We start from the raw sequence: 21408 nt of genomic DNA on the forward strand, positions 1-21408 counted from the left end.
CCCCGTCCGGCGGCGGCAACGAGCGCGTCGACCCTATGCCCCGGCGGCGCCCCGGTGGCGGTTCTGTCGGCTATCGGGCATCGGCCACCGTCGTTCACATCTGCCGTGCCGGCGCCGGCCGTCCGTGCAGCCACCGGTGCAGCGCCCGGGTGATCCGGGGCAGCACCAGATACGTCATCAGCGGGGTGAGCACGAGCGTCATCAGCAGCGTCCGGCCGGCCAGCGGCACGCCGGCGAGGAACCGGGTGGTCAGCAGCGTGGCGGCCAGGCTGAGCGGGAAGAACGCCAGCCAGATCGTGACCGCCTGCTTCCAGCGTGGCGGCGCGGCCGGTTCCGGCTCGCCGAACGTCTCGACCACGTGGTCCACCGGCGGGTCGAACCAGCCCTCGATGCCGGTGCGCCGCTCGACCCGGGTGTGCTCGACGATGCCCTGCGCCGAGCTGAGCCACCAGCGCCGCTGCGGCGAGTCCTCCCAGTCGCGCAGCGTGTCCGCGTCGGCGAAGCGGTACATCACGTGCCACTCGCCGGAAGCGGGGGCGCTGCGGACGAAACCGGCGCCGAGGAAGCCGGGGAAGCTCTCCGCGAGCGCCGTCCCGGCCCGCATCCACGCCACCACCTCGTCGGTACGCGCCGGGTCGGCGCGCCGGGACACGGCGACGGTCACGGGTACGGCCTGAGTCGTGGTCATGCCATCCTCTCCACCGTTCCGCGGGATCTCCGCCGGAACCGGCAGACCGAAGTAACGCATCCGCCCGCCGGCTGCATCCGGCGCCTGCCCGGCGGGTGTCCCGGATCACCGCTGTTCCCGCACCGGCCGGTTATTCCGGCCCGTGCCGGGGTAGGCCCCAGGAATGACCCGATCACAGCCCCGCCGCGCCCGTGGCACGGTCGGCCACGCGAACAGCGCCCTGAACCTGCGGCTCGCGCTCGCCACGTTCGGTCTGGTCGTGATGACCGTCCTCGCGGTGCTCGCGTTCGCCGCGGGCATCGCCTGGCTGGGTGTCGTCTGCGCGCTGCTCGCCGCGGTGGCGGTGGTCGACCTGGTCGTGATCCAGCGCCGCCGCGCCGCGCGCCGCCGGGAGGAGCCGGGCGTGCGGCACTCGCTGTTCGAGTGACAGGAGTACGACATGCCCATCGCCACCACCAATCCCGCCACCGGACAGGTGCTCAAGACGTACGAGGCGATGTCGGACGAGCAGATCGACGCCGCGATCGAGCGGGCCGACCTCGCCTTCCGGCAGTTGCGCGACACCACGATCGCGCAGCGGGCCCGGTGGCTCCTCGCCGCCGCCGACCTGCTCGACGCCGAGCGCGACGAGACGGCCCGGCTGATGACCACCGAGATGGGCAAGACGTACGCCGCCGCGAAGGCGGAGGTCACCAAGTGCGCGGCCGCCTGCCGCTTCTACGCCGGCAACGCGCCGCGGATGCTCGCGGACGAGCCGGCCGACGCCGCCACGGTCAAGGCGAAGCGGGCGTACGTGCGTTACCAGCCGATCGGCCCGGTGCTGGCGGTGATGCCGTGGAACTTCCCGCTGTGGCAGGTGATGCGGTTCGCCGCCCCGGCCCTGATGGCGGGCAACACCGGCCTGCTCAAGCACGCCTCCAACGTGCCGCAGACCGCGCTCTACCTGGAGGACCTGTTCCGCCGGGCCGGTTTCCCCGAGGGCGCGTTCACCACGCTGCTGGTCGGCTCCGACGCGGTCGACCGGATCCTCAGCGACCCCCGGGTCCGCGCCGCCACGCTCACCGGCAGCGAGCCGGCCGGCCGGTCCATCGCCCAGATCGCCGGCCGGGAGATCAAGAAGACGGTGCTGGAGCTGGGCGGCAGCGACCCGTTCGTGGTGATGCCCTCGGCCGACCTGGACACCGCCGCCGAGGTCGCCACCACCGCCCGCTGCCAGAACAACGGGCAGTCCTGCATCGCCGCGAAGCGGTTCATCGTGCACACCGACGTGTTCGACGCGTTCGCCGAGAGGTTCGCCGCCCGGATGGCGGCGCTGCGCGTCGGCGACCCGATGGACGACGGCACCGACGTCGGCCCGCTGGCCAGCGAGCGCGGCCGCGACGAGGTGCACGCCCAGGTCGCCGACGCGGTGGACCAGGGCGCGACTGTGCTCTGCGGCGGCGAGAAGCCGGCCGGGGACGGCTGGTACTACCCGCCGACGGTGGTCGCCGACCTGCGCCCGGAGATGCGGATGTGGTCCGAGGAGGTGTTCGGGCCGGTCGCCGGGCTCTACCGGGTCGGCTCGTACGAGGAGGCGATCGAGGTCGCCAACGGCACCAGCTTCGGCCTCGGCTCCAACGCCTGGACGAACGACCCGGCCGAGCAGGAGCGCTTCGCCGTCGACCTGGACGCCGGCAACGTGTTCATCAACGGCATGACCACGTCCTATCCGGAGCTGCCGTTCGGCGGTGTGAAGAACTCCGGGTACGGCCGCGAGCTGTCCGCCGCCGGCATGCGCGAGTTCTGCAACACCAAGACCGTGTGGATCGGTGCGGGCGAGGCCGGCGCGGGCGCCGGGGCGCACTCCGAGTAGACGCGATTGGCCGGACGCCGTCACGGGTAGGAGTGGCGACCATGACGGCGTTCGGCTTCCACGCATCCCACGAGCAGGTCCACCCCGCCCGGCTGCTGGAGGCGGTGATCCACGCCGAGCGCGCCGGCTTCGACGCGGCCATGTGCTCCGACCACTTCTCGCCGTGGAGCGAGCGGCAGGGCCAGTCCGGGTTCGCCTGGTCCTGGCTCGGCGCCGCGCTCCAGGCCACGAACCTGTCCTTCGGCGTGGTGAACGCGCCCGGCCAGCGCTACCACCCGGCGATCATCGCGCAGGCCATCGGCACGCTCGGCGCCATGTACCCGGGCCGGTTCTGGGCCGCGCTGGGCACCGGCGAGGCGGCGAACGAGCACATCACCGGCGAGGTCTGGCCGCGCAAGGACATCCGCGGCGCCCGGCTGCGCGAGTGCGTCGACGTGATCCGGGCGCTGCTGGCCGGCGAGGAGGTCAGCCACGACGGCCTCGTCACGGTGGACCGGGCGAAGCTGTGGACCCGGCCGGAGGAACCGCCCGCGCTGGTCGGCGCCGCCGTCAGTGTCGCCACCGCGCGCTGGTGCGCCGAGTGGGCCGACGGGCTGATCACAGTCAACGCGCCGGTCGAGCACCTGCGGCGGATGATCGACGCCTACCGGGACGCGGGTGGGCGCGGCCCGCTGCACCTCCAGGTGCACGTGAGCTGGGCGCCCGAGCAGGAGCGGGCCGAGGCGATCGCGTACGAGCAGTGGCGCAGCAACGTGTTCGCGCCGCCGGTCTGCTGGGATCTGGAGACCCCCGAGCACTTCGACGTGGCGAGCGCGGACGTGCCGATGTCCAAGGTCGCCGAGACCGTGCACGTCTCCGCCGACCTGGGCCGGCACATCGGCTGGCTGGAGGAGTACGTGGCGCTGGGCTTCGACCAGATCGCCCTGCACCACGTCGGGCAGGAGCAGCGCGCGTTCGTCGACGCGTTCGGCGCCGAGGTGCTGCCGAAGCTGCGCTCCGCCGCCTGATCCTGCCTCCTGAGGAGATCGGCCGACTCAGCCGACCCGGCGCTCCAGCACCTGCCCAGGCCACGGCTCCCGGCCCGGCCGCTCCACGGTGAACGGTTCGGTGGCGGTGAACCCGCAGCGCTCGTAGAACCGCACGAGCGCCCGGTCCGGGCTGCGGAAGCAGTCCACCCGCAGCAGGCCGACGCCGCGTTCACGGGCCAGCTCCGCCGCGTACGCCAGCAACCGCGCCCCGACCCCGCGCCCCGCGTACGCCCGGTCGGTGACCAGGAGGTTGACGTACAGCTCCGGCTCGGTGGCGGGCGGCACGTACCCGGTCGCCGCGCCCACCACCAGCGCGCCCGCCACAGTCGCGTCGATCTCGGCGAGGTACAGGCCGTCCCCGGTGGCCCACGCCTCGGCCTGGGCGATGCGGCGCGGGTCGATCGACGCCGGCTCGATGCCCCACTGGTCGGTACGCCCCAGTTCGGCCAGCCAGGCGGTGGCGCTGTCGAGCAGCCGCAGCAGCGTGGGCGCGTCGCCGGGCCCACCCGGACGGATCGTGGTGCTCTGCCGGTCGGTCATCCCGCCATGCTGCTACACGCGGCTCACCCCGGCACACCGGCGGGCCGGGTCTCCGGCACCCGCCGGTTCGCGATCGCACGGCCGGCCAGCGCCGGGGCGGCCAGCCCGGCGGCGGCGAAGATCCCGCCGAGCACCAGCCAGCCGACCGGACCGCCGCCGAGCACCAGCAGCGTGAGCAGGCCCCGGCCGAGCGCCTGGGCCAGCCCGGCGAGCAGGCCGTCCGCGCCCTGGTAGGCGCCGATCGCGCCGGACGGGGCCAGGTCGTAGGCGAGGCCCTGCGCCGGCCGCGCTGTGCCACAGGTCGCCCACCGTCCACACCGCGGTGGCGACGAGCAGCAGGACGATCGCCGGAAGCACCGGCAGGGCGGCCGTCGCCGCGTACGACGGTGTCGCCGCGGCGAGCACCAGCCCGGCCCGGCGCAGCTTCCGGGCGGCCGGCGCGGCCCGGTCGGCACCCCGGCTCAGCCGGACCGCGAGCAGCACGGTGAGTACCGTGTTGGCCAGCAGCACCGCCGACACCACAGGTGGCGGCGCGCCGGCCCGGTCCACAGTCCACAGCGGCACGACGAGCACGAGCACCGTCACGTGCGTGCTGAGCACCGCCGAGACGCCGCTGACCGCGAGGAACCGCCCGTCCCGCAGTGGCCCCCGTCGCGTGCCGGTGGTCGTCAGCGGTCCGTCCGTTGCCCCCGACGCAGCGGCCCGGCCCGCGTCGGCCGGCCCTCGCGGGCCGGCTGACCCGTGCGCCGCGCCGGCCTCCCGCGCGGCGGCGACGGGTTGCGGGGGCAGGCGCAGCAGCAGCGCCGCCGAGAGCAGGTAGCTGGCCGCGTTGCCCACGACGAGCACCTGGTAGGCCCGGTGCGTGTCCACGGCGAGCGCGATCCCGGCCAGCGCGGTACCGAGGGTGATGCCCAGGTTCGCCACCGCCCTCAGCGTCGCGAAGGCGTGCACCCGGCCGTCCGGGCCGCCCACCGCCGCGACGAGCGCCGCCCGTACCGCCAGGTTGCCGGCCGCGAGCAGCGCCTCCGGCACCGCCACCGCCAGGAACGCCGGGAACGAACCGACCAGCAGGTACGCCAGCGCGGCGACCGCCTGACCCACCTGGAGGACGGCCCGGAGCGTACGCGGATCCCACCTGTCGGCCAGCGCGCCCAGCGGCACGCTCGCGCTCAGCCCGACCAGCCCGGCGACTGTGAGCCCGGCGCCCACCGAGGTGGCGGAGAGGCCCACGTCCCGGGTCAGGTAGAGCGCCCCGCCCGCCAGCCACAGCCCCGCGCCGACGGTGTTGACCAGCGTGGCGTATGCGAGGGTGCGCAGAGGGCCGGGCGGCGGGAGCGGCGAGACGCGTCCCATCAGCGGGGTCCGTCGGGGGCCATGCGGTCGACGCTAGGCCCGGGCCGACTGTCGCGGCGTCCCGGAACCGGCGACGCCTGTCACACCCGAGGGCTCGGCCGGGAGGCATGTCGCCCGGAGGGGCAACCCTTCAGTTCCGGGGTGACACGCCGCTTCCGAGCGGGTGCGTTAACCGGTCGCCCCGGGGCGCGGGCCGTGCCACGATCGCGCGATGCCCGCCTCCGTGACCGGCCTGCTGCGCCGGCAGTTCGACCTGACCTGGGCGCTCGCCGAGTACCACCTCGACCGGCTGGAGCCGGCGGACTTCCTCTGGGAGCCGGGCGCACTCTGCTGGACCATGCGTCCCGGCCCGGCCGGCGGGTGGCGTCCCGACTGGGCCGAGACCGAGCCGGACCCGGTGCCGGCACCTACGATCGCCTGGCTGACCTGGCACATCGGCTGGTGGTGGTCGGTCGCGGCCGACCACGTGCGGCAGCGGACGGCTCGGGAACGCGACGACATCCGCTGGCCCGGGCCGGACGCGGAGACTGTCGCGTGGCTGCGGGAGTTGCGGACGGAGTGGACGGACGCGCTGGACGGGCTGACCGAGGGCGACCTGGACCGGTCGTCCGCGTACCCCTGGCCGGCCGACGCCGGGCTCACCGTCGCGGACCTCGCCGCGTGGGTGAACGCCGAACTGATGAAGAACGTGGCCGAGATCGGGCAGCTGCGGCTGCTGCGGGCGGCCGGGCGGGCGGCCTGAGCCGGGCCGCGCTCAGTGGGCACCGCCGAGGTTGAGCACGACCACTCCGGCGATGACCAGTCCCGCCCCGACCACCTTCGTCACGCTCAGCGGCTCACCCAGGAACGCCGCGCCGATCGCCATGATGGCGGCGGTGCCGAGGCCGGACCAGACCGCGTACGCGACGCCGACCGGGATGTCCTTCACGGCCAGCGAGAGCAGCCCGAACGCGGACAGGTACGCCACGGCGAGGCCGGCCGTGGGCCAGAGCCGGGTGAAGCCGTCGGTGGCCTTGAGGAGGCTGGTGCCGATCACCTCGGCGGTGATCGCGCCGAGCAGGAACAGGTACGCCATCGCAGGACCGTACCCGGTCCTGCGATGGCGCCCGGTCAGCTCGGTCAGGAGACCGTGCAGGCCTTTCCGTTCAGCGTGACGAGCCCCGGATCCGGGTTGGGGAACCGGGTGGCGGTCCCGTTGAAGCCGAACGTGGTGGACGCGCCCGGCGCCAGCTTCGCGTTCCAGGACAGGTTCTTCGCGGTGACTGTGGCGCCGCTCTGGCCGAGTTGCGCCGACCACGCGTGGCCCACCTTCTGGTCACCGAGGAAGGCCCAGCGCAGGCTCCACCCGTTCACCGCAGTCGTGCCGGTGTTGCGCACCGTCACCTGGGTGGTGAAGCCGGACGGCCAGCTCCCGTGCGTGGTGTACGTGACCGCGCAGGACGGCGCCGGCACCGCGCCCGCGTCACCCTGGTCGGCCAGGAACGACGCGAGCCACGCCAGCGCCGAGTTCCAGTTGATCGCCACCTCGTTCGTCGCGTACGAGTTGATGTCGTCGACGTAGCAGAACATCGGCGCGCACCCGGCGAGCAGGTTCGCCGCGAACGGGTCCTGGAGCGCGGCGTTCGGACCACCGGCGAGCGAGCCGGCCGGCGGGCGCGGCAGGTCCGGGTTGAGCTGGTGGCCGAAGATCCGGCTGTGCTGGTTGCGGGCGTGCTGCTCGCCCCAGCCGGTCACGTAGGACATGTTCAGCGCGTTGCGGCCGAACAGGTAGTCGGCGGCCTGCACCGCGCCGTCCCGGTACTTCGCGTCCCGGCTCAGGTCGAACGCGGTGGCGAGCACGATCGCGTTGTTCACCAGGTTGCTGTTGCTGCCCCAGACGTACGCGTCGGCGCTGCCCGGGAACGGCAGCCCGTACGCCTGGCCGGCGATCGTGGTCAGGTAGCTGTCGGCGGCGGCGGTGATGGACTCGCGGATGCGGGTCTTCTCCGCGGCGGGCAGCGTGTTCGGCACTGTCGCCAGGTCGAGGCGGCCCAGCGCGGCGACGCTCTGCCACCCGAACGCGCCACCGGCGGCGAACACGTCGGCGGTGTGCAGCGGCGAGCCGGTGACGTCGGCCAGGTACGCCTTGTCGCCTGTGGACAGCCACAGCTCGGCCCCGGCCCAGTAGAACTCGTCGCTGACGTCGGTGTCGTCGTACGCGCCGCCGCCGGTGCTGTCGCTGGCCGGGGCGTAGACCGCCGGGTTCGCCTTGGCCGCCGCGTACGCGGTCTTCGCGGCGGTGCCGCAGCGCGCGGCGAACGCGGCGTCGTACGGGGCGTACAGCCGCTGGCACTGCGCCGCGACGGCGGCCAGGTTCAGCGTTGCGGCGGTGGACGGCGCGTGCAACTCGCGCGGCTGCGGGTCGTCCTGGGGCTGCAGCGGCAGGCCGGTCCAGTTCCGGTCGTGGATCTTGTGGTGGACCATCCCGGCCAGCGGCTTGCCCGCCGGCACCTGCATGCGCAGCAGGAACTCCAGCTCCCAGCGGGCCTCGTCGAGCACGTCCGGCACGTCGTTGCCGCGCTCGGGCAGCCGCAGCGTGGAGTCGCCCAGGGCGGCGCCGCCGCCGGCGGTCTCGGCCGCCTTGGTCCGCTCGAAGGTGCTCAGGAGCTGGTAGGTGGCGATGCCGCCGTTGACGACGTACTTGCCGTGGTCACCGGCGTCGTACCAGCCGTCGCGCACGTCCAGCGAGTAGTCGCAGACGCCGGCCTGGCACGGCACGTCGGTGTCGCCCTGGTTGGGCGCGACGCCGAGGTGGCCGGCCGGGCGGGCGTACTCCTCGCCGATCAGGTCGCCGTTGACGGCGATGCCGCTGCGCTGGGCGTAGAAGAACTGGAGCGAGTCGGCGCGCAGCCGGTCGTAGAGCGCGCCGGAGATGTCGAACGGGTGACTGGTCTCGCCGTCGACGGTCAGCGTGTAGCCGGTGCCCGGCGTGCGGTACGCGGAGAAGTCGGCCGTCTGCACGTTCTGCGCGGAGGCCGCGTCGGTGCCGCGCGGTGTGGTCCGCCCGCTGGCGACCACAGCGCCGCCGGCGGACTTGAGCTGCCAGGGCAGCGCCTCGGTGGCCTCGGTGACCACAGTCGCGTGCTTCGGCCCGCCGGGCAGGTAGCCGACCTGGTTGACCCGGACCCGGGGCCCGGTGTCGGGCTCGTACGGCGGCGCCGGCTCCCCGCCGCGCAGCGACACGTTGTCCAGGCAGAACGTCTGCGCCTGGGCGCTGCCGCCGACCTGGAAGATCAGCTGGGCGGTGGGGTTGTCGGCCGGCGAGATGAACGTGGTGGTGACGCGTTTCGCGGTGCCGGTGGCTGTCGCGTCGACGCTGGCGTACGTGGTGTACGGGGCGCTGCCGAGCTGGAGCACCGCCTTGACGGCCGCGCCGGGGGTCGCGGAGACGTCGAAGGACAGCTCGTACTCGGCGCCCTGGGTCAGCGGCACCGCGTCCTGGCCGATGCCGGCGTCCCACGGGTTGGCGGTGCCCGCCGCCACCGTGGTGCAGAGACGGCCGTCGACGACCGCGAGGTCGCCGGTGCCGTACGAGAACCAGGGTGAGACACCGGCGCTGAAGTCGCCGTTGCGGAGTTGTTCGGGGGCGTCCGGCGGCACCTCGGCGCTCGCCGGGCCGGCGGTGAGGCCGGTGAGCGCCAGCGTGGTGGCCGCGAGTGCGGCGAGCCGACGACGGGATCGGGTCACGGAGGTTCCTTCCGTGCTCGGAGACGGTGGGGGAGACCGGGAGCTGGGAGCGCTCCCAATATCAGCCCGATGTTTCCATCGCGTTCCACCGCTGTCAATCGATCCGGCCCGATGAGCACCGCGCGCCCACGCGCGGCGGGATCCGGCGCGCCACGTACGATGTCAGTGATCTCCTAGAGACATCCGAGCCCTCGACCTGGCAGGCTGCGACCCATGACCCTGAAGCTTCGTTCCGTCGGAGCGAGCGACCGTGGGCTGATCCGCAGCGGTAACCAGGACGCGCAGCACGCGGGCGCCTGGCTGGTCGCGGTCGCCGACGGCATGGGCGGCATGGCGGCCGGCGACCTGGCCAGCCGCATCGCCATCGACGCGATCGCCCCGCTGGACGTGGAGACGCCGGAGGACGCACTCGTCGCCGCGCTCCAGGGCGGGATCGAGGTGGCCACGGCGCGGATCCGCCAGGCCGTCGAGGAGGACCCGGAGCGTCAGGGCATGGGCACCACGCTCACCGCGCTGCTGTTCGCCCGCACCGGCAGCTGCCTCGCGCTGGCGCACGTCGGCGACTCCCGGGCCTACCTGTACCGCGAGGGCGTGCTCAAGCAGGTCACCCGCGACGACACGTTCGTGCAGATGCTCGTCGACCAGGGCGTCATCACCGCCGAGCAGGCCAGCAGCCACCCCCGCCGTGCGGTGGTGACCCAGGCGTTGCAGGGCGACGAGGTCTCGCCGTCGTACGCCACGATGGTGCCCCGGCCCGGTGACCGCTGGCTGCTGTGCAGCGACGGCCTCTCCAACGTGGTCCGCGCGGACACGCTCACCGAGGTGCTCAGCGAGCAGCCGGAACGCGACGCCTGCGCGGCCCGGCTGATCGACCTGGCGCTGCGGGCCGGCGGGCCGGACAACATCACCGTCGTGATCGCCGACGTCGTCGAGGAGTAGCCCTCACCGCCGCCGCGGGGCGGCCCGGCGGGTCGGCTCGGCTGTGGTCGGGTCCTCCGGCCAGGGATGGCGCGGGTAGCGTCCGCGCAGCTCCGCCCGCACCTGCTGATAGCCGGTGCGCCAGAACGAGGCCAGGTCCGCGGTGACCGCCACCGGCCGCCCGGCGGGGGAGAGCAGGTGCAGCAGCACCGGCACCCGACCGTCGGCGATGCGCGGCACGTCCCGCCAGCCGAACGTCTCCTGGAGCTTGACCGCCAGCACCGGTGCGGCCGGGTCGGCGTAGTCGACCCGGATCCGCGACCCGCTGGGCACCTCGATCCGCTCCGGGGCCAGCTCGTCCAGCCGCGCCGCCTGCCGCCAGTCCAGCAGCCGCCGCAGCGCCGCCGTCACGTCCACCCGGCCGAGGTCGGCCCGGCGCCGGGCGCGGGCCAGCTCCGGGCCCAGCCAGACGGGCGCGCCGGCGATCAACGCCGCGTCGGAGACGTCCGGCCAGCCGTCGCCGAGCGCCTGGCGGCAGAACGCCAGCCGGAGGCGCAGCCCGGTCGCCTCCGGCGTCCAGCGCAGCAGCCCCGGCCCCTCCTGCCGCAGCCCGTCCAGCAGCGCCGCCGCGACCAGCTCCGGGTCCGGCGCGGCGAGCGGCCGGTCGACCAGCTCGACGGCGCCGAGCCGGACCACCTCGCGGGCCACCACGTCCCCGCCGGACCAGGCCACCTCCCGTCCGGTGTCCAGCAGCGCCGCCCCGGCCTCCCGGGCGGTCGCCTCGTCGATCGGCGCGGCCAGCCGCACCCGGGCGGCAGGCGCGCCGGGGGAGCGGTCGGCCACCGCTACGGCCAGCCACGCCGCACCGGCCAGCCCCGACCCGGGCGCCAGCTCCGCCGCGGTGCCGCCGGCCATCAGGTACGCGGACCCGCCCGGCCGCCGCGCCCGGGCCAGCCGTTCCGGGTACGCCAGTCCGGCGAGCAGCCCCGCGGCCAGATCGTCCGGCAGGCGCTCCCGGTCGTCTCCCGCCGGCCGTCCACCGTCTCCGCTGCGGTGCACCGTCGACTCGGCGGGGTGCCGGTCGGCGGGCAGGGCGGCGCGCAGGCGGCGTACCTCGGTGCGCCAGCGCGCGGTGGCGGCCGGGTCGGCGCCGTCGCGCAGCCGCCGCCAGCGGGCGGGCAGATCGTCCCCCGTCCCGCCCAGCGTGTCCTCGCCGAGGATCGCCACCACCTGGGCGGCCCGTTCGGCGCCCACCCGGGGCGCGCCGTCCAGCAGCGCCCGCGCCAGCCGGGGATGCGTGCCCGCCGCCGCGACCGCCCGCCCCCGCACGGTGATCCGGCCGTCGTGGTCCACCGCGCCGAGCGTGGTCAGCGTCTCCCGCGCCACTGTCAGCGCGGCCGGTGGCGGTGGGTCGGGCAGCGCCAGCCCGGCGCCGTCCGGCGTGCCCCAGGCCGCCAGCTCCAGCGCGAACCCGGTCAGGTCGGCGGTGGCGATCTCCGGTTCGGGCTGCGGGGCGAGCCGCTCGTGTGCCGCCTCCGACCAGCAGCGGTAGACCGTCCCGGGTGCCTCCCGTCCGGCGCGGCCGGCGCGCTGTGTGGCCCCCGCCCGCGACACCGGCACTGTCACCAGCGCGCCCAGCCCTCGGGCCAGGTCGGTGCGGGGAACCCGGCTCAGTCCGGCGTCCACCACCACCCGTACGCCGGGGACGGTCAGGCTGCTCTCGGCCACCGCCGTCGCCAGCACGACGCGCCGCCCGGCGGCAGGGGTGAGCGCCGCGTCCTGGGCGGGCCCCGGCAGCCGTCCGTGCAACGGCAGCACGGCGGTGTCGCGGAGGTCGGCCAGGCGGCGCGCGACGGCGGCGATCTCACCCGCGCCGGGCAGGAAGACGAGCACGTCACCGTCGCGTTCGCGCAGCGCCCGGCGGACGGTGGCGGCCACGTGGTCGAGCAGCGCCGGATCGACCCGCCCGGCGCCGGGCGGCGTCACCGGGCGCGACGGTGGCGCCCACACCCGCTCGACCGGGTGCAGCGCGGCCTCGGCGCGTACCACGGGGGCGGGGTCGCCGGCGCCGAGCAGCGCGGCGAACCGGTCCGTCTGCGGGGTGGCCGACATCGCCAGCAGCCAGAGGCCCGGGCGCAGTGTCGCGCGGGCCTCGACGCTGAACGCCAGTGCCAGGTCGGCGTCGAGGTGCCGTTCGTGGCACTCGTCGAGCACTACCGCGTCCACGCCCGGCAGCTCCGGGTCGTGGTGCAGGCGGCGGACGAGCAGACCGGTGGTCACCACCTCGACCCGGGTACGCGGCCCGGCCCGGCGCTCGCCGCGCACCGCGTACCCGATCCGGTCGCCGACCCGCTCGCCGAGCAGGGCGGCCATCCGGTGCGCGGCGGCGCGGGCGGCCACCCGCCGGGGCTGGGCGATCACCACCCGGCCGGTGACCGCGTCGGCGATCGCGAGCGGCGCGGTGGTGGTCTTGCCGGTGCCGGGCGGGGCCACCAGGACGGCGGCGCCGCGCTCGCGCAGCGCGCCGACGAGCGCCGGCAGGACCGGGCGGACCGGCAGGTCGAGCGGGATGTCGGCGAGCACCGACCCACTCTCGCACCGCGCCGCCGGACGGTCCGCGTTGCCCCCGGGACGCGGAACGGCCCGGCCGGCGCACCGCCGGCCGGGCCGGGTGGGCCGCCGCGCCGGGTCCGCCGACCCGGCCGCCGCCCCCTCGCTAGTACGTTCCGTCGAGCTGGCCGCGCAGCTTGGTGAGGGCCCGGGCCAGCAGCCGGGACACGTGCATCTGCGAGACGCCGATCTGCTCGGCGATCTGCGACTGGGTCAGGTTGCCGTAGAAGCGCAGCGTGAGGATCTTCTGCTCACGCTGGTCGAGCGTGGCGAGTGCCGGGCCGAGGGCGACACGCATCTCGGCCAGCTCGAACTCGCCGTCCTCGCCGCCGAGCAGGTCGCCCAGCTCGGTGGCGCGCTCACCGTCGCCGGTCGGGGTGGACAGCGACACCGCGTTGTACGCGCGGGCGCCCTCCAGGCCCTCAAGCACCTCTTCCTCGGTGAGCTTGAGGTGGGCGGCGATGTCGGCGACCGTCGGCGAGCGGCCGAGCGTCTGCAGCAGCGTGCTGTTGGCGTCGGAGATCGCCAGGCGCAGCTCCTGGAGCCGGCGGGGCACCCGGATGTCCCAGGTGCGGTCGCGGAAGTGGCGCTTCAGCTCGCCGATGATGGTGGGGATGGCGTAGCCGGCGAAGTCGACGCCGCGCGACGGGTCGAACTTGTCGATCGCCTTGATCAGGCCGATCGCGGCGGTCTGCGCCAGGTCGTCGCTGGGCTCGCCCCGGCCGCTGTAGCGGTGGGCCAGGTGGTTGGCCAGCGGCAGCCACGCCTCGATGGCGCGGTCGCGCAGAGCCGGCCGCGACGGGTGGTCGGCGGGCAGCGCGGCCATCGCGGCGAGCAGGTCGGCGGCGCTGTCGGTGAGCGAGCGGGGGTCGAGCTTCGCGGAGGCGGCCGGCGTGGTCGCCCGGGCGCTGATCGTGGGAGCGGTCATGGGTTGTCCTCCCTGCACCTCGTCCACGGAAGAAAAAAGACGTGACGCTCAGGTTTAGGTTTCGGTCGTACGTTCGGAAGTCACCATAGCCCGATCGTGCTGCGGAAATCTAGCCGAAAGTACGATGTACTTAAGGTGTAAGCAGCCACGAAAGACGTGAGTCGGTCGATATCGCGCTCGGCAGGGTGGTGGGGTGGCGCTGACCGGTCGGCCCCGGTCGTACCCCGACCGGTCAACGTGAAATCCGACAGGTGGGCGAAGTGTCGCCTTTCTGTCGTTGTCCCGCCGGTGGGACCGCCCGTAGCGTCCGTAGCGACACGTCAACGGAGGCACCGTGCTGGATCCCGCCGCGCCGCAACTCGTCATCAACGCCCGGACGCTGCTGTTCAGCTGGCTCCCGGCGGATCCGGGCGCGATCGAGACGCTGGTCCCGGCCGGCCTGCGCCCGCACCCGCAGCGGCAGGTGTTCGTCAACCAGTACGTGGTCGACGACGAGACGCAGACCTCCGGCTTCGGGGCGTACTCGCTCACCTACCTGGGTGTCTCGCTGTCGGACATGGACCCGCCCGACGGCGGGACACCGGGCGGCTGGTGGACGCACTACTTCTCCTCCAGCGAACGGGTCCGGCAGTACGCCGCCGCTCGTGGCGCGCCGTCAGCCGGAGGACAGACCCGCGTGGACGTGCGGGGTGAGCGGCTCACCGCCGAGACCCGGGCCGCCGACGGCACGCTGCTGATCCGGGTCACCGCCCGGGTCGGGCACACCGGCACCGAGGCGCACAACGGCCACCACCGCTACCTCACCCGCCGCGACGGCGAGCTGACCGTCACCGACTACCCGTACGTGGCCGAACCGGTGTCACCGTTCGAGGTCGAGTCGGTGGAGTTCCCGGCGCCGGAGCACCCGGTCCACGCGCTGCGTCCGGCCAACCCGCTGCACGTCTGCTGGGGCTTCTACTCGCCGCGCGTGTCGTTCGCGTACCCGGCCCGCCCGAACGTGCCGGACGAGATGGCGGACCTTCACCAGGTGCCGGCCCGGCGCGCTCGCAGCGGCCTGCCGTCCGGGTCGTAGACCAGCCGGTACGCGGGCAGCGCCCAGAGCCGCGTACGCCAGGGCAACCGCTCCGGACGGTGGGGCCGCAACCGGCCCGGCGGCCGGGGACCGGCCCGGCCCCCGGCGTGCCAGCGATCCAGTTCCTCCGCCGCCGCGGTGATCGCCGCGACCGCGTCCGCCGGGTCCAGCAGGTCGTCGTCCTGCGCGCCGCCGGGGTCGCGGTCCAGGTGCTCGCGCCACAGCCGCAGCCGCAGGTCGCGGGCGAACACGCGGGCGCCGTCGCCCAGTCCGGCCGGGTCGGCCGGCGTCCGCTCGTCGCGGGTGTCGTCGAGCACCGCGCAGGACAGCTCGCTGTCGTGCGTCCAGGACCGGCGGTTGAAGTTGTCGCTGCCCACGCTGGCCCACACGTCGTCCACCACGCAGACCTTGGCGTGCACGTACACCGGCGTGCCGTCGTGGTTCTCCACGTCGAACACGTGCACCCGCTCCGGCGCGGCCCGGTGGCACAGCGACAGCGCCTGCTCCCGGCCGACCATGTTCGGCGGCAGCGCGAGCCGGCCGTCCACGTCCGGGTGCCGGGGCACGACCGCCACCAGGTGCAGGTCCGGGTGCTCGTGCAGCGCCTGCGCGAACAGCTCGGCCACCTCGGTCGACCAGAGGTACTGGTCCTCCAGGTAGATCAGCCGCCGGGCCCGGCGTACCGCCTTGGTGTAGCCGCGGGCCACCGTGCGCTCGCCGTCCGGGGCGAAGGAGTAGCGGGGCCGCACCGCCGGGTAGGTGCGCAGCACCTGCACGTGGTGCGGCCCGCAGGGTGGCGGGTCGGCGGGCTGCGCGGGCAGCGGGTCCGGGCGCAGGTCGGAGCCGCGCAGCCGGTCCCGCAGGTACGCCATCGGGTTCTCCGAGTCCAGCGGCATCGGGTCGGTCCACCGCTCCCGGAACGTGGTGTCGAGTGCGCCGACCACCGGCCCGCGCACCGCCAGCTGCACGTCGTGCCAGGGCGGCGTGGGGCCGTACCTGGGGGACATGCCGACCGGCTGCGGGTCGCCGGCGTGACCGGCGTCGTCGCGGCGGCTGTGGCACAGGTCGATGCCCCCGGCGAACGCGATGTCGCGGCTCGGGTCGCCGGGCCGGCGCAGCACCACCAGCTTCTGGTGGTGCGAGCCGCCGCGCCGGACCCGCTGGTCGAGCAGTACCTCGCCGCCCGCCGCGCGGACCGCCTCGCTGAGATCGCGGTTCTCCTCCTCGCTGTAGGAGAGCGAGTCGAGGTGGGAGCGCCAGATCAGGCCCTTGACGATCACCCCGCGCTGGGATGCCTGCGCGAACAACTGCGCCACCGTCGGGCCGTCCGGGCGCATCCGCTCGTCCGGGTCACCACGCCAGTCGGTGAAGAACAGGTGGTCGCCCGCGGACAACGCCTCCACCTCGCTGACCAGGCGGTCGAAGTACGCGGCACCGTGAATCAACGGCTCGGCGAGGTTTCCATCGGCCCAGACGGGTAACTCAGACCCCGGGTTGGCGCGTTCCTGTGCGGTGAGGAACCAGTCCCGCAGAGCCACGTTCCACCCCCCGAGGTCGACGACGTCCTCACACGGTAGGACCCCCGGCAGGGCCCCGCACGTCGAGCAGCAGGTCGGCGTCGGTGCCGCGTGTCAGGGGTGCGCCGGACCCCTGGATCGCGAAACCGAGGAGGCACCGACATGCCCGCCGAGACGACGAACACCGTGGCCGACCGCGACCAGGCGGTGGAGGGGGAGCGGGGTGCGCTGGTGGCGGTCCTGTTGATGGTGATCCTGGGGGTGGCCGGGATCTTCGCCGTCTCCTGAGGCCGTGGCCGGGCGCCCCGGCGGACCGGGGCGCCCGTAGGAGGTCAGGGCTGGTCGCCCTGGCCGTCGCTGTGCGGCACCCGCCCGGTCGGGATCACTCCGAGCCGGCCGGCCTGGAAGTCCTCGACCGCCTGGATCAGCTCGGCGCGGGTGTTCATCACGAACGGGCCGTAGTGCGCCACCGGCTCGCGGATCGGCTGACCGCCCATCAGGTAGAGCTCCAGCGCCGGGGCGTTGGAGTGCTGCGTCCGGTCGGCGGTGATCCGCAACGCCTCACCGGGACCGTGCACGGCGAGCTGGCCGAGGTGGATCGGCCGCCGGTCGGTGCCGACCGTGCCACGGCCGGCCAGCACGTACACCAGCGCGTTGAAGTCCGACCGCCACGGCAGGCTCAGCTCGGCGCCGGGCTGCAACGTGACGTGCGCGATGGTGATCGGCGTGTGCGTCGAGCCCGGACCCCGGTGCCCGGCGACCTCGCCGGCGATGACCCGGATCAGGCCGCCGCCGTCGGGCGTGCTCAGCAGTGCCGACTCCCGGCCGCGGATGTCCTGGTAGCGCGGCGCGTTCATCTTGGCGACCCGGGGCAGGTTGACCCAGAGCTGCAGGCCGTGGAACAGCCCGCCGCTCATCACCAGGTGCTCCGGCGGCGCCTCGATGTGGAGCAGGCCACTGCCCGCCGTCATCCACTGGGTGTCACCGTCGGTGATGGTGCCGCCGCCACCCGTCGAGTCCTGGTGGTCCATGATCCCGTCGATCATGTAGGTCACCGTCTCGAAGCCGCGGTGCGGGTGCCAGGAGGTGCCCTTCGGCTCGCCCGGCGCGTAGTCGACCTCGCCCATCTGGTCGAGGTGGATGAACGGGTCCAGCTCGGTCATCGGCACGCCGGCGAAGGCCCGGCGGACCGGGAAGCCCTCGCCCTCGTACCCGCTGGGGGCGGTGGTGACCCGGCGGACCTGGCGGTATTCGGTGGCCTCGCCGAGTTCGGGCAGGCGGGGCAGGACGAGGACGTCGTCGACGGTGATCGCGGGCATCGCGGGACTCCTTACTTGTCGGCCGGGGTGGACGACGCGGTGCGGCCAGCCTGCAGGCGCCGGCCCAGTCGCTCGAAGACCCGGGTGAGGCAGGCGACCTCGGCGTCGTCGAGGTCGTCGATCAGGTGGGCGCGTACGGAGCGCAGGTGGTGCGGCGCGGCCTCGCGCAGGGCGAGCAGGCCGGCCGCGGTGAGCACTGCCTCGCTGCCGCGCCGGTCCGCCGGACACGCCTCCTTCGCCACCAGGCCGCGCTTCTGCATCGTGGTGATCTGGTAGGTCAGCCGGCTCGGTGAGAACACCAGCCGGTCGGCCAGCTCACCCATGCGTCTCCGCTGGCCGGGCGCCTCGGAGAGCAGCACCAGCACGTGGTAGTCGGCGAAGCTCAGGTCGCTGTCGGCGCGCAGGTCGTCCTCCAGGCGGGTGAACAGCCGCTGGCTCGACTCGATGTACGCGCGCCAGCAGGCCATCCGCTCCGCGTCCAGGCTCTCCGTCATGGCTCCGAGAGTAGCACTACTTAAAATTTAAACAAGCATGTTTGCCGTGCTCGGGTGGCCCCGGCTTGGTTGATTCTTTGAAACCTGAACGGGTGACCCGGCTAGGGTCGGGGGATGGACGATCTCGACCTGCTCGACTGGCGGGAGCGGGTGGCCCGGCTCTACCTGTCCGACCTCGACCTGACCGGGTTCCGGGCCGCACGCGACGAGCTGTTCCGCACCCATCCGAGCAGCCCGGTGCCACCCGCCGACCGGCCCGGCCTCACCGGGCTGCGCTGGTACCCGCCCGACCCGTCGGCAGTGGTGGAGGCGCCGCTGCGCCCCGCCTCCGGGGAGCTGCGCATCGACACCGGCGGCCCGGACGGGGTGGTCGCGTACCGCCGGGTCGCGGTCGCCGGGACGTCGTGGGGGCCGCTGACGCTCTGGTGGATCGAGGCGTACGGGGGCGGGCTGTTCCTGCCGCTGCGCGACGGCACCTGCGGCGACGGCTCGTACGGCGGGGGCCGGTATCTCACCGACACGGTCAAGGGCACGTTCGGCCGTGGCCTGACGGTGCTGCCCGGTGGCCGGGTCCGGCTGGACGCCAACTACCTCTACAACCCCAGTTGTGCCTACGACGACAGGTGGGCCTGTCCGCTGGCGCCGCCGGAGAACCGGGTGGACGTGCCGCTGCGGGCCGGTGAGCGGGCGTACCACTGACGCGGCGAGGGAGGACCCCGGCGGGGCCCTCCCTCGTTGTCGCGTACCGCCGGTCAGCGGGCGGTGGCGCCGGTCGGTGTCAGGTGCATCCGGCCGAGCAGTTGCTGGGCCTGACCGGCCAGCTCCGCGTCCACTGTCACCGCGTACTGGGCGGCCCGCAGCGAACTGGCCGACGTGAAGTCACGCTGCCCACCGCTCATGGCGTGCGCGACCGCGCCGAACACGGCACCCCAGATCGCGCCGATCACCAGCCCGACCAGGATCACCGCCAGCCAGTTCCCGGCGGTGAAGATGCCGAACAGCAACCCGATGAACAAGCCGAACCAGGCGCCGGTACCGGCCCCGAGCAGGGCCGCGCGGCCCGTGGTGAGCCGTCCCATCACGGTCTCCACGAGCGTGAGGTCCGTACCGACGATCGAGGTACGTTCCACCGGGAACCGGTTGTCGGCCAGATAGTCCACCACGCGCTGGGCGGACGGATAGTCCGGGTACGAGCCGATCGTGACGGTCGCCGCCCCGGCCTGCGGGCCGTGCCCGTCCCCGCTCGGCGGCGTCGGGCGACCGCCCGGGCCGGACGGGAGGTTGTCGCTGCCCGGCATTCCGGGTTGCCAGGCCGCGGTCGGAGTCGAGGGTCTGGTCATGAGCATCCTCCTTCGTCAACCCGCCGCGTTCCCGCCGCCGGGCGGCGGTAACGCGCCGACCGGGACCGATGTGGCCAGGCATGGCGGCACCCGGGCCGGGTAGCCACAGTCGTGCCGACCCGACGGATCAGCGAGCACGGGTTCATCGCCGACAGGCGCAGCGCGGCGCTGGTCGACAGCGACGGCTCGGTCAACTGGTGGTGCCCGCCCCGGTTCGACGCGCCGTCGGTGTTCGGGCGGCTGCTCGACGAGGACGCCGGGCACTGGAGCATCCGCCCCGAGGGCGCGTCCACCAGCAGCCGGTCCTACCTGGACGACACGCTGGTGCTGCGTACCGTCTTCACCACGGCGACCGGCACGGTCGCCGTCACCGACGCGCTGGCGCTGGAGCCCGGCGCGCGTGGTCACGAGATCGGGATGCGCTCGCCGCGGGTGCTCGCCCGGCTGGTCGAGGGGCTGAGCGGCGAGGTGCCGATGCGTGTGGAGTACGCGCCGCGGTTCGAGTACGGCCGGGTCGGCGCCTACCTGACCGAGCGCGACGGGGTGGTGGCCACCACCGCCGGCGCCTGCCGCCTGGAGCTGCGCGCCGACGTTCCGCTGACAGTCACCGAGGGGACCGCCGCCGGACGGCTCACCGTCCGCGCCGGCAGCACCCACCGCTTCACCCTCGGGTACGCCCCGGCGTACGCCGGGGACGCACCCGCGCTGCCCGACGCCGCCGAGGTGGTGGCCGGGACGGTCGCGGGCTGGCGGTCCTGGTCGGCGCTGCACGACTACCAGGGCGAGTACCGCGACGAGGTGCGGCGCAGCGCGCTCGCGGTGCAGGGCATGACGTACGCGCCCAGCGGCGCGGTCGTCGCGGCGGCCACCACCTCGGTGCCGGAGAAGGTCGGCAGCGATCGCAACTACGACTACCGCTACGTCTGGCTGCGCGACTTCAGCCTCACGCTCCAGGCACTGTGGCGGGCGGCCTGCCCGGACGAGGCGGACCGGCAGTTCACCTGGGTGGCGCGGGCGATGGGCCGGATCGGTGACGAGCCGGTGCCGATCATGTACGGCGTGGAGGGGGAGCGGGACCTGACCGAGCACGACCTCGACCACCTAACCGGGTACGAGCACAGCCGGCCGGTGCTGGTCGGCAACGACGCCTGGCGGCAGCGGCAGAACGACGTGCTGGGCGAGGTGCTCGACGCCGCCTGGCTGATGCGGTACTACCTCGACCCGATGTCACCCGAGGTCCGCGACCTGCTGCGTACGCTCGCCGACCAGGCCGAGCGCGGCTGGCACCGGCCCGACGCGGGGATGTGGGAGGGGCGCGGCCCGGAGCGGCACTACGTGTCGTCGAAGGTGGAGTGCTGGACCGCGCTGGACCGGGCGGTCCGGTTCGGCTCCCGCATCGGCGAGCCCGCCGACGTGGCGCGCTGGGCCGCCGCACGTGACGAGATACGGTCGGCAGTGCTCACCCACGGCTGGAACGAGCGGGCCGGCGCGTACACCGGGGCGTTCGGGTCCGACGACCTGGACGCCTCGGTGCTGGTCATGCCGCTCGTCGGTTTCCTGCCGGCGAACGATCCGCGGATGCGCGCCACGATGGACGTGCTGGAGCGGCGGCTGTCCCGCGACGGGCTGCTGCGCCGCTGGGACGGCGACCCGGCCGGGTTCGTGATCTGCTCGTTCTGGCTGGCCGCCTGCCTGGCCGAGGCGGGGGAGCTGGACCGGGCCCGGCGGCTGTTCGAACGGCTCGCCGCCCGCACGAACGACCTCGGCCTGTACGCCGAGCAGATCGATCAGGACACCGGCGAGCAGGTCGGCAACTTCCCGCAGGCGTACTCACACATCGGCCTGATCATCGCCGCCGGCCGCATCACCGACGCCGCCGCCCGCGCCCCCTCCTCCCGCCACCCCGCCACCGCTTCGGCTTCGGCTTCCGCTTCGGCTTCGCGTCGATCATGAGGTTGACGGCAAAGTCGATCTCCCTGAGTGCCGCCAACTTCATGATCGACCCGGGACACTGGGGGTGGGA

At 74.2% G+C, this 21408-nt stretch carries 20 protein-coding genes; 9 read left to right on the plus strand and 11 right to left on the minus strand.

The genetic code is table 11. From position 1 onward, the window contains the following. Positions 1–94: 94 nt before the first annotated feature. Positions 95–688 (minus strand): antibiotic biosynthesis monooxygenase, encoded by a 594-nt coding sequence (locus O7622_RS14125; RefSeq protein ID WP_282313773.1) that lies wholly within the window; start codon positions 686–688, stop codon positions 95–97. A 163-nt stretch (positions 689–851) separates the two neighbouring features. Between O7622_RS14125 and O7622_RS14130 the strand changes: the two genes are divergently transcribed. The 3 genes from O7622_RS14130 to O7622_RS14140 are packed head-to-tail and all read left to right on the plus strand — an operon-like array spanning position 852 to position 3547. After that, positions 852–1115: a DUF6343 family protein gene (locus O7622_RS14130; RefSeq protein ID WP_282313774.1), complete on the plus strand. Its 264-nt coding sequence runs from the start codon at positions 852–854 to the stop codon at positions 1113–1115. Between the two features lie 12 nt (positions 1116–1127). Then, positions 1128–2540: an NADP-dependent succinic semialdehyde dehydrogenase gene (locus O7622_RS14135; protein ID WP_282313775.1), complete on the plus strand. Its 1413-nt coding sequence runs from the start codon at positions 1128–1130 to the stop codon at positions 2538–2540. Positions 2541–2572: 32 nt separating this feature from the next. Further along, positions 2573–3547, plus strand: coding sequence for a TIGR03885 family FMN-dependent LLM class oxidoreductase (locus O7622_RS14140; protein ID WP_282313776.1), 975 nt, complete (start codon positions 2573–2575; stop codon positions 3545–3547). 27 nt (positions 3548–3574) lie between these two features. Here O7622_RS14140 and O7622_RS14145 read toward each other — a convergent pair whose 3' ends face one another. Together O7622_RS14145 and O7622_RS14150 are read right to left on the minus strand one after the other, a co-directional pair. Then, on the minus strand, positions 3575–4108 hold the full coding sequence (locus O7622_RS14145) for a GNAT family N-acetyltransferase (RefSeq protein WP_282313777.1): 534 nt from the start codon (positions 4106–4108) through the stop codon (positions 3575–3577). Positions 4109–4120: 12 nt separating this feature from the next. Next, positions 4121–5461, minus strand: a complete 1341-nt coding sequence (locus tag O7622_RS14150; protein WP_282313778.1) for an MFS transporter — start codon at positions 5459–5461, stop codon at positions 4121–4123. Between the two features lie 211 nt (positions 5462–5672). Between O7622_RS14150 and O7622_RS14155 the strand changes: the two genes are divergently transcribed. Next, on the plus strand, positions 5673–6203 hold the full coding sequence (locus O7622_RS14155) for a DinB family protein (RefSeq protein ID WP_282313779.1): 531 nt from the start codon (positions 5673–5675) through the stop codon (positions 6201–6203). Positions 6204–6215: 12 nt separating this feature from the next. Here O7622_RS14155 and O7622_RS14160 read toward each other — a convergent pair whose 3' ends face one another. Both O7622_RS14160 and O7622_RS14165 read right to left on the minus strand, forming a co-directional pair. After that, complete coding sequence (locus tag O7622_RS14160; RefSeq protein ID WP_282313780.1) at positions 6216–6536, minus strand: multidrug efflux SMR transporter; 321 nt, start codon at positions 6534–6536, stop codon at positions 6216–6218. A 44-nt stretch (positions 6537–6580) separates the two neighbouring features. After that, positions 6581–9187, minus strand: a complete 2607-nt coding sequence (locus O7622_RS14165; RefSeq protein WP_282313781.1) for a glycoside hydrolase family 9 protein — start codon at positions 9185–9187, stop codon at positions 6581–6583. A 213-nt stretch (positions 9188–9400) separates the two neighbouring features. On the opposite strand from O7622_RS14165, the gene O7622_RS14170 reads away from it, so the two are divergent. Beyond that, positions 9401–10126, plus strand: a complete 726-nt coding sequence (locus O7622_RS14170) for a protein phosphatase 2C domain-containing protein (protein WP_282313782.1) — start codon at positions 9401–9403, stop codon at positions 10124–10126. A 3-nt stretch (positions 10127–10129) separates the two neighbouring features. On the opposite strand, the gene hrpB is transcribed toward O7622_RS14170, so the two are convergent. Both hrpB and O7622_RS14180 read right to left on the minus strand, forming a co-directional pair. Then, positions 10130–12688: an ATP-dependent helicase HrpB gene (hrpB, locus tag O7622_RS14175; protein WP_282313783.1), complete on the minus strand. Its 2559-nt coding sequence runs from the start codon at positions 12686–12688 to the stop codon at positions 10130–10132. Positions 12689–12821: 133 nt separating this feature from the next. Continuing rightward, positions 12822–13643, minus strand: a complete 822-nt coding sequence (locus O7622_RS14180) for a SigB/SigF/SigG family RNA polymerase sigma factor (protein WP_282313784.1) — start codon at positions 13641–13643, stop codon at positions 12822–12824. Positions 13644–13977: 334 nt separating this feature from the next. Between O7622_RS14180 and O7622_RS14185 the strand changes: the two genes are divergently transcribed. Then, complete coding sequence (locus tag O7622_RS14185) at positions 13978–14715, plus strand: hypothetical protein (protein ID WP_282313785.1); 738 nt, start codon at positions 13978–13980, stop codon at positions 14713–14715. On the opposite strand, the gene O7622_RS14190 is transcribed toward O7622_RS14185, so the two are convergent. Beyond that, positions 14664–16253 (minus strand): phospholipase D-like domain-containing protein, encoded by a 1590-nt coding sequence (locus tag O7622_RS14190; protein WP_282313786.1) that lies wholly within the window; start codon positions 16251–16253, stop codon positions 14664–14666. The genes O7622_RS14185 and O7622_RS14190 overlap by 52 nt on opposite strands. A 141-nt stretch (positions 16254–16394) precedes the next feature. Between O7622_RS14190 and O7622_RS14195 the strand changes: the two genes are divergently transcribed. Next, positions 16395–16520 carry a hypothetical protein gene (locus tag O7622_RS14195; RefSeq protein WP_282313787.1) on the plus strand — a complete coding sequence of 42 codons (126 nt, stop codon included), beginning with the start codon at positions 16395–16397 and terminating at the stop codon, positions 16518–16520. 44 nt (positions 16521–16564) lie between these two features. On the opposite strand, the gene O7622_RS14200 is transcribed toward O7622_RS14195, so the two are convergent. Both O7622_RS14200 and O7622_RS14205 read right to left on the minus strand, forming a co-directional pair. Next, positions 16565–17551, minus strand: coding sequence for a pirin family protein (locus O7622_RS14200; protein ID WP_282313788.1), 987 nt, complete (start codon positions 17549–17551; stop codon positions 16565–16567). Positions 17552–17562: 11 nt separating this feature from the next. Continuing rightward, positions 17563–18045, minus strand: a complete 483-nt coding sequence (locus O7622_RS14205; RefSeq protein ID WP_282313789.1) for a MarR family transcriptional regulator — start codon at positions 18043–18045, stop codon at positions 17563–17565. 114 nt (positions 18046–18159) lie between these two features. Here O7622_RS14205 and O7622_RS14210 point away from each other — a divergent pair, with 114 nt between their 5' ends. After that, complete coding sequence (locus O7622_RS14210; protein WP_282313790.1) at positions 18160–18744, plus strand: DUF1684 domain-containing protein; 585 nt, start codon at positions 18160–18162, stop codon at positions 18742–18744. A gap of 53 nt (positions 18745–18797) precedes the next feature. On the opposite strand, the gene O7622_RS14215 is transcribed toward O7622_RS14210, so the two are convergent. After that, the gene (locus O7622_RS14215) at positions 18798–19385 is read right to left on the minus strand and encodes a general stress protein (RefSeq protein ID WP_282313791.1); all 588 of its coding nucleotides are present in this window, start codon (positions 19383–19385) and stop codon (positions 18798–18800) included. Between the two features lie 111 nt (positions 19386–19496). Here O7622_RS14215 and O7622_RS14220 point away from each other — a divergent pair, with 111 nt between their 5' ends. Further along, positions 19497–21338 (plus strand): glycoside hydrolase family 15 protein, encoded by a 1842-nt coding sequence (locus tag O7622_RS14220; RefSeq protein WP_282313792.1) that lies wholly within the window; start codon positions 19497–19499, stop codon positions 21336–21338. Positions 21339–21408: the final 70 nt, after the last annotated feature.

The organism is Micromonospora sp. WMMD1076, from assembly GCF_029581475.1.
In the GTDB taxonomy this organism is placed as follows: domain Bacteria; phylum Actinomycetota; class Actinomycetes; order Mycobacteriales; family Micromonosporaceae; genus Micromonospora; species Micromonospora aurantiaca.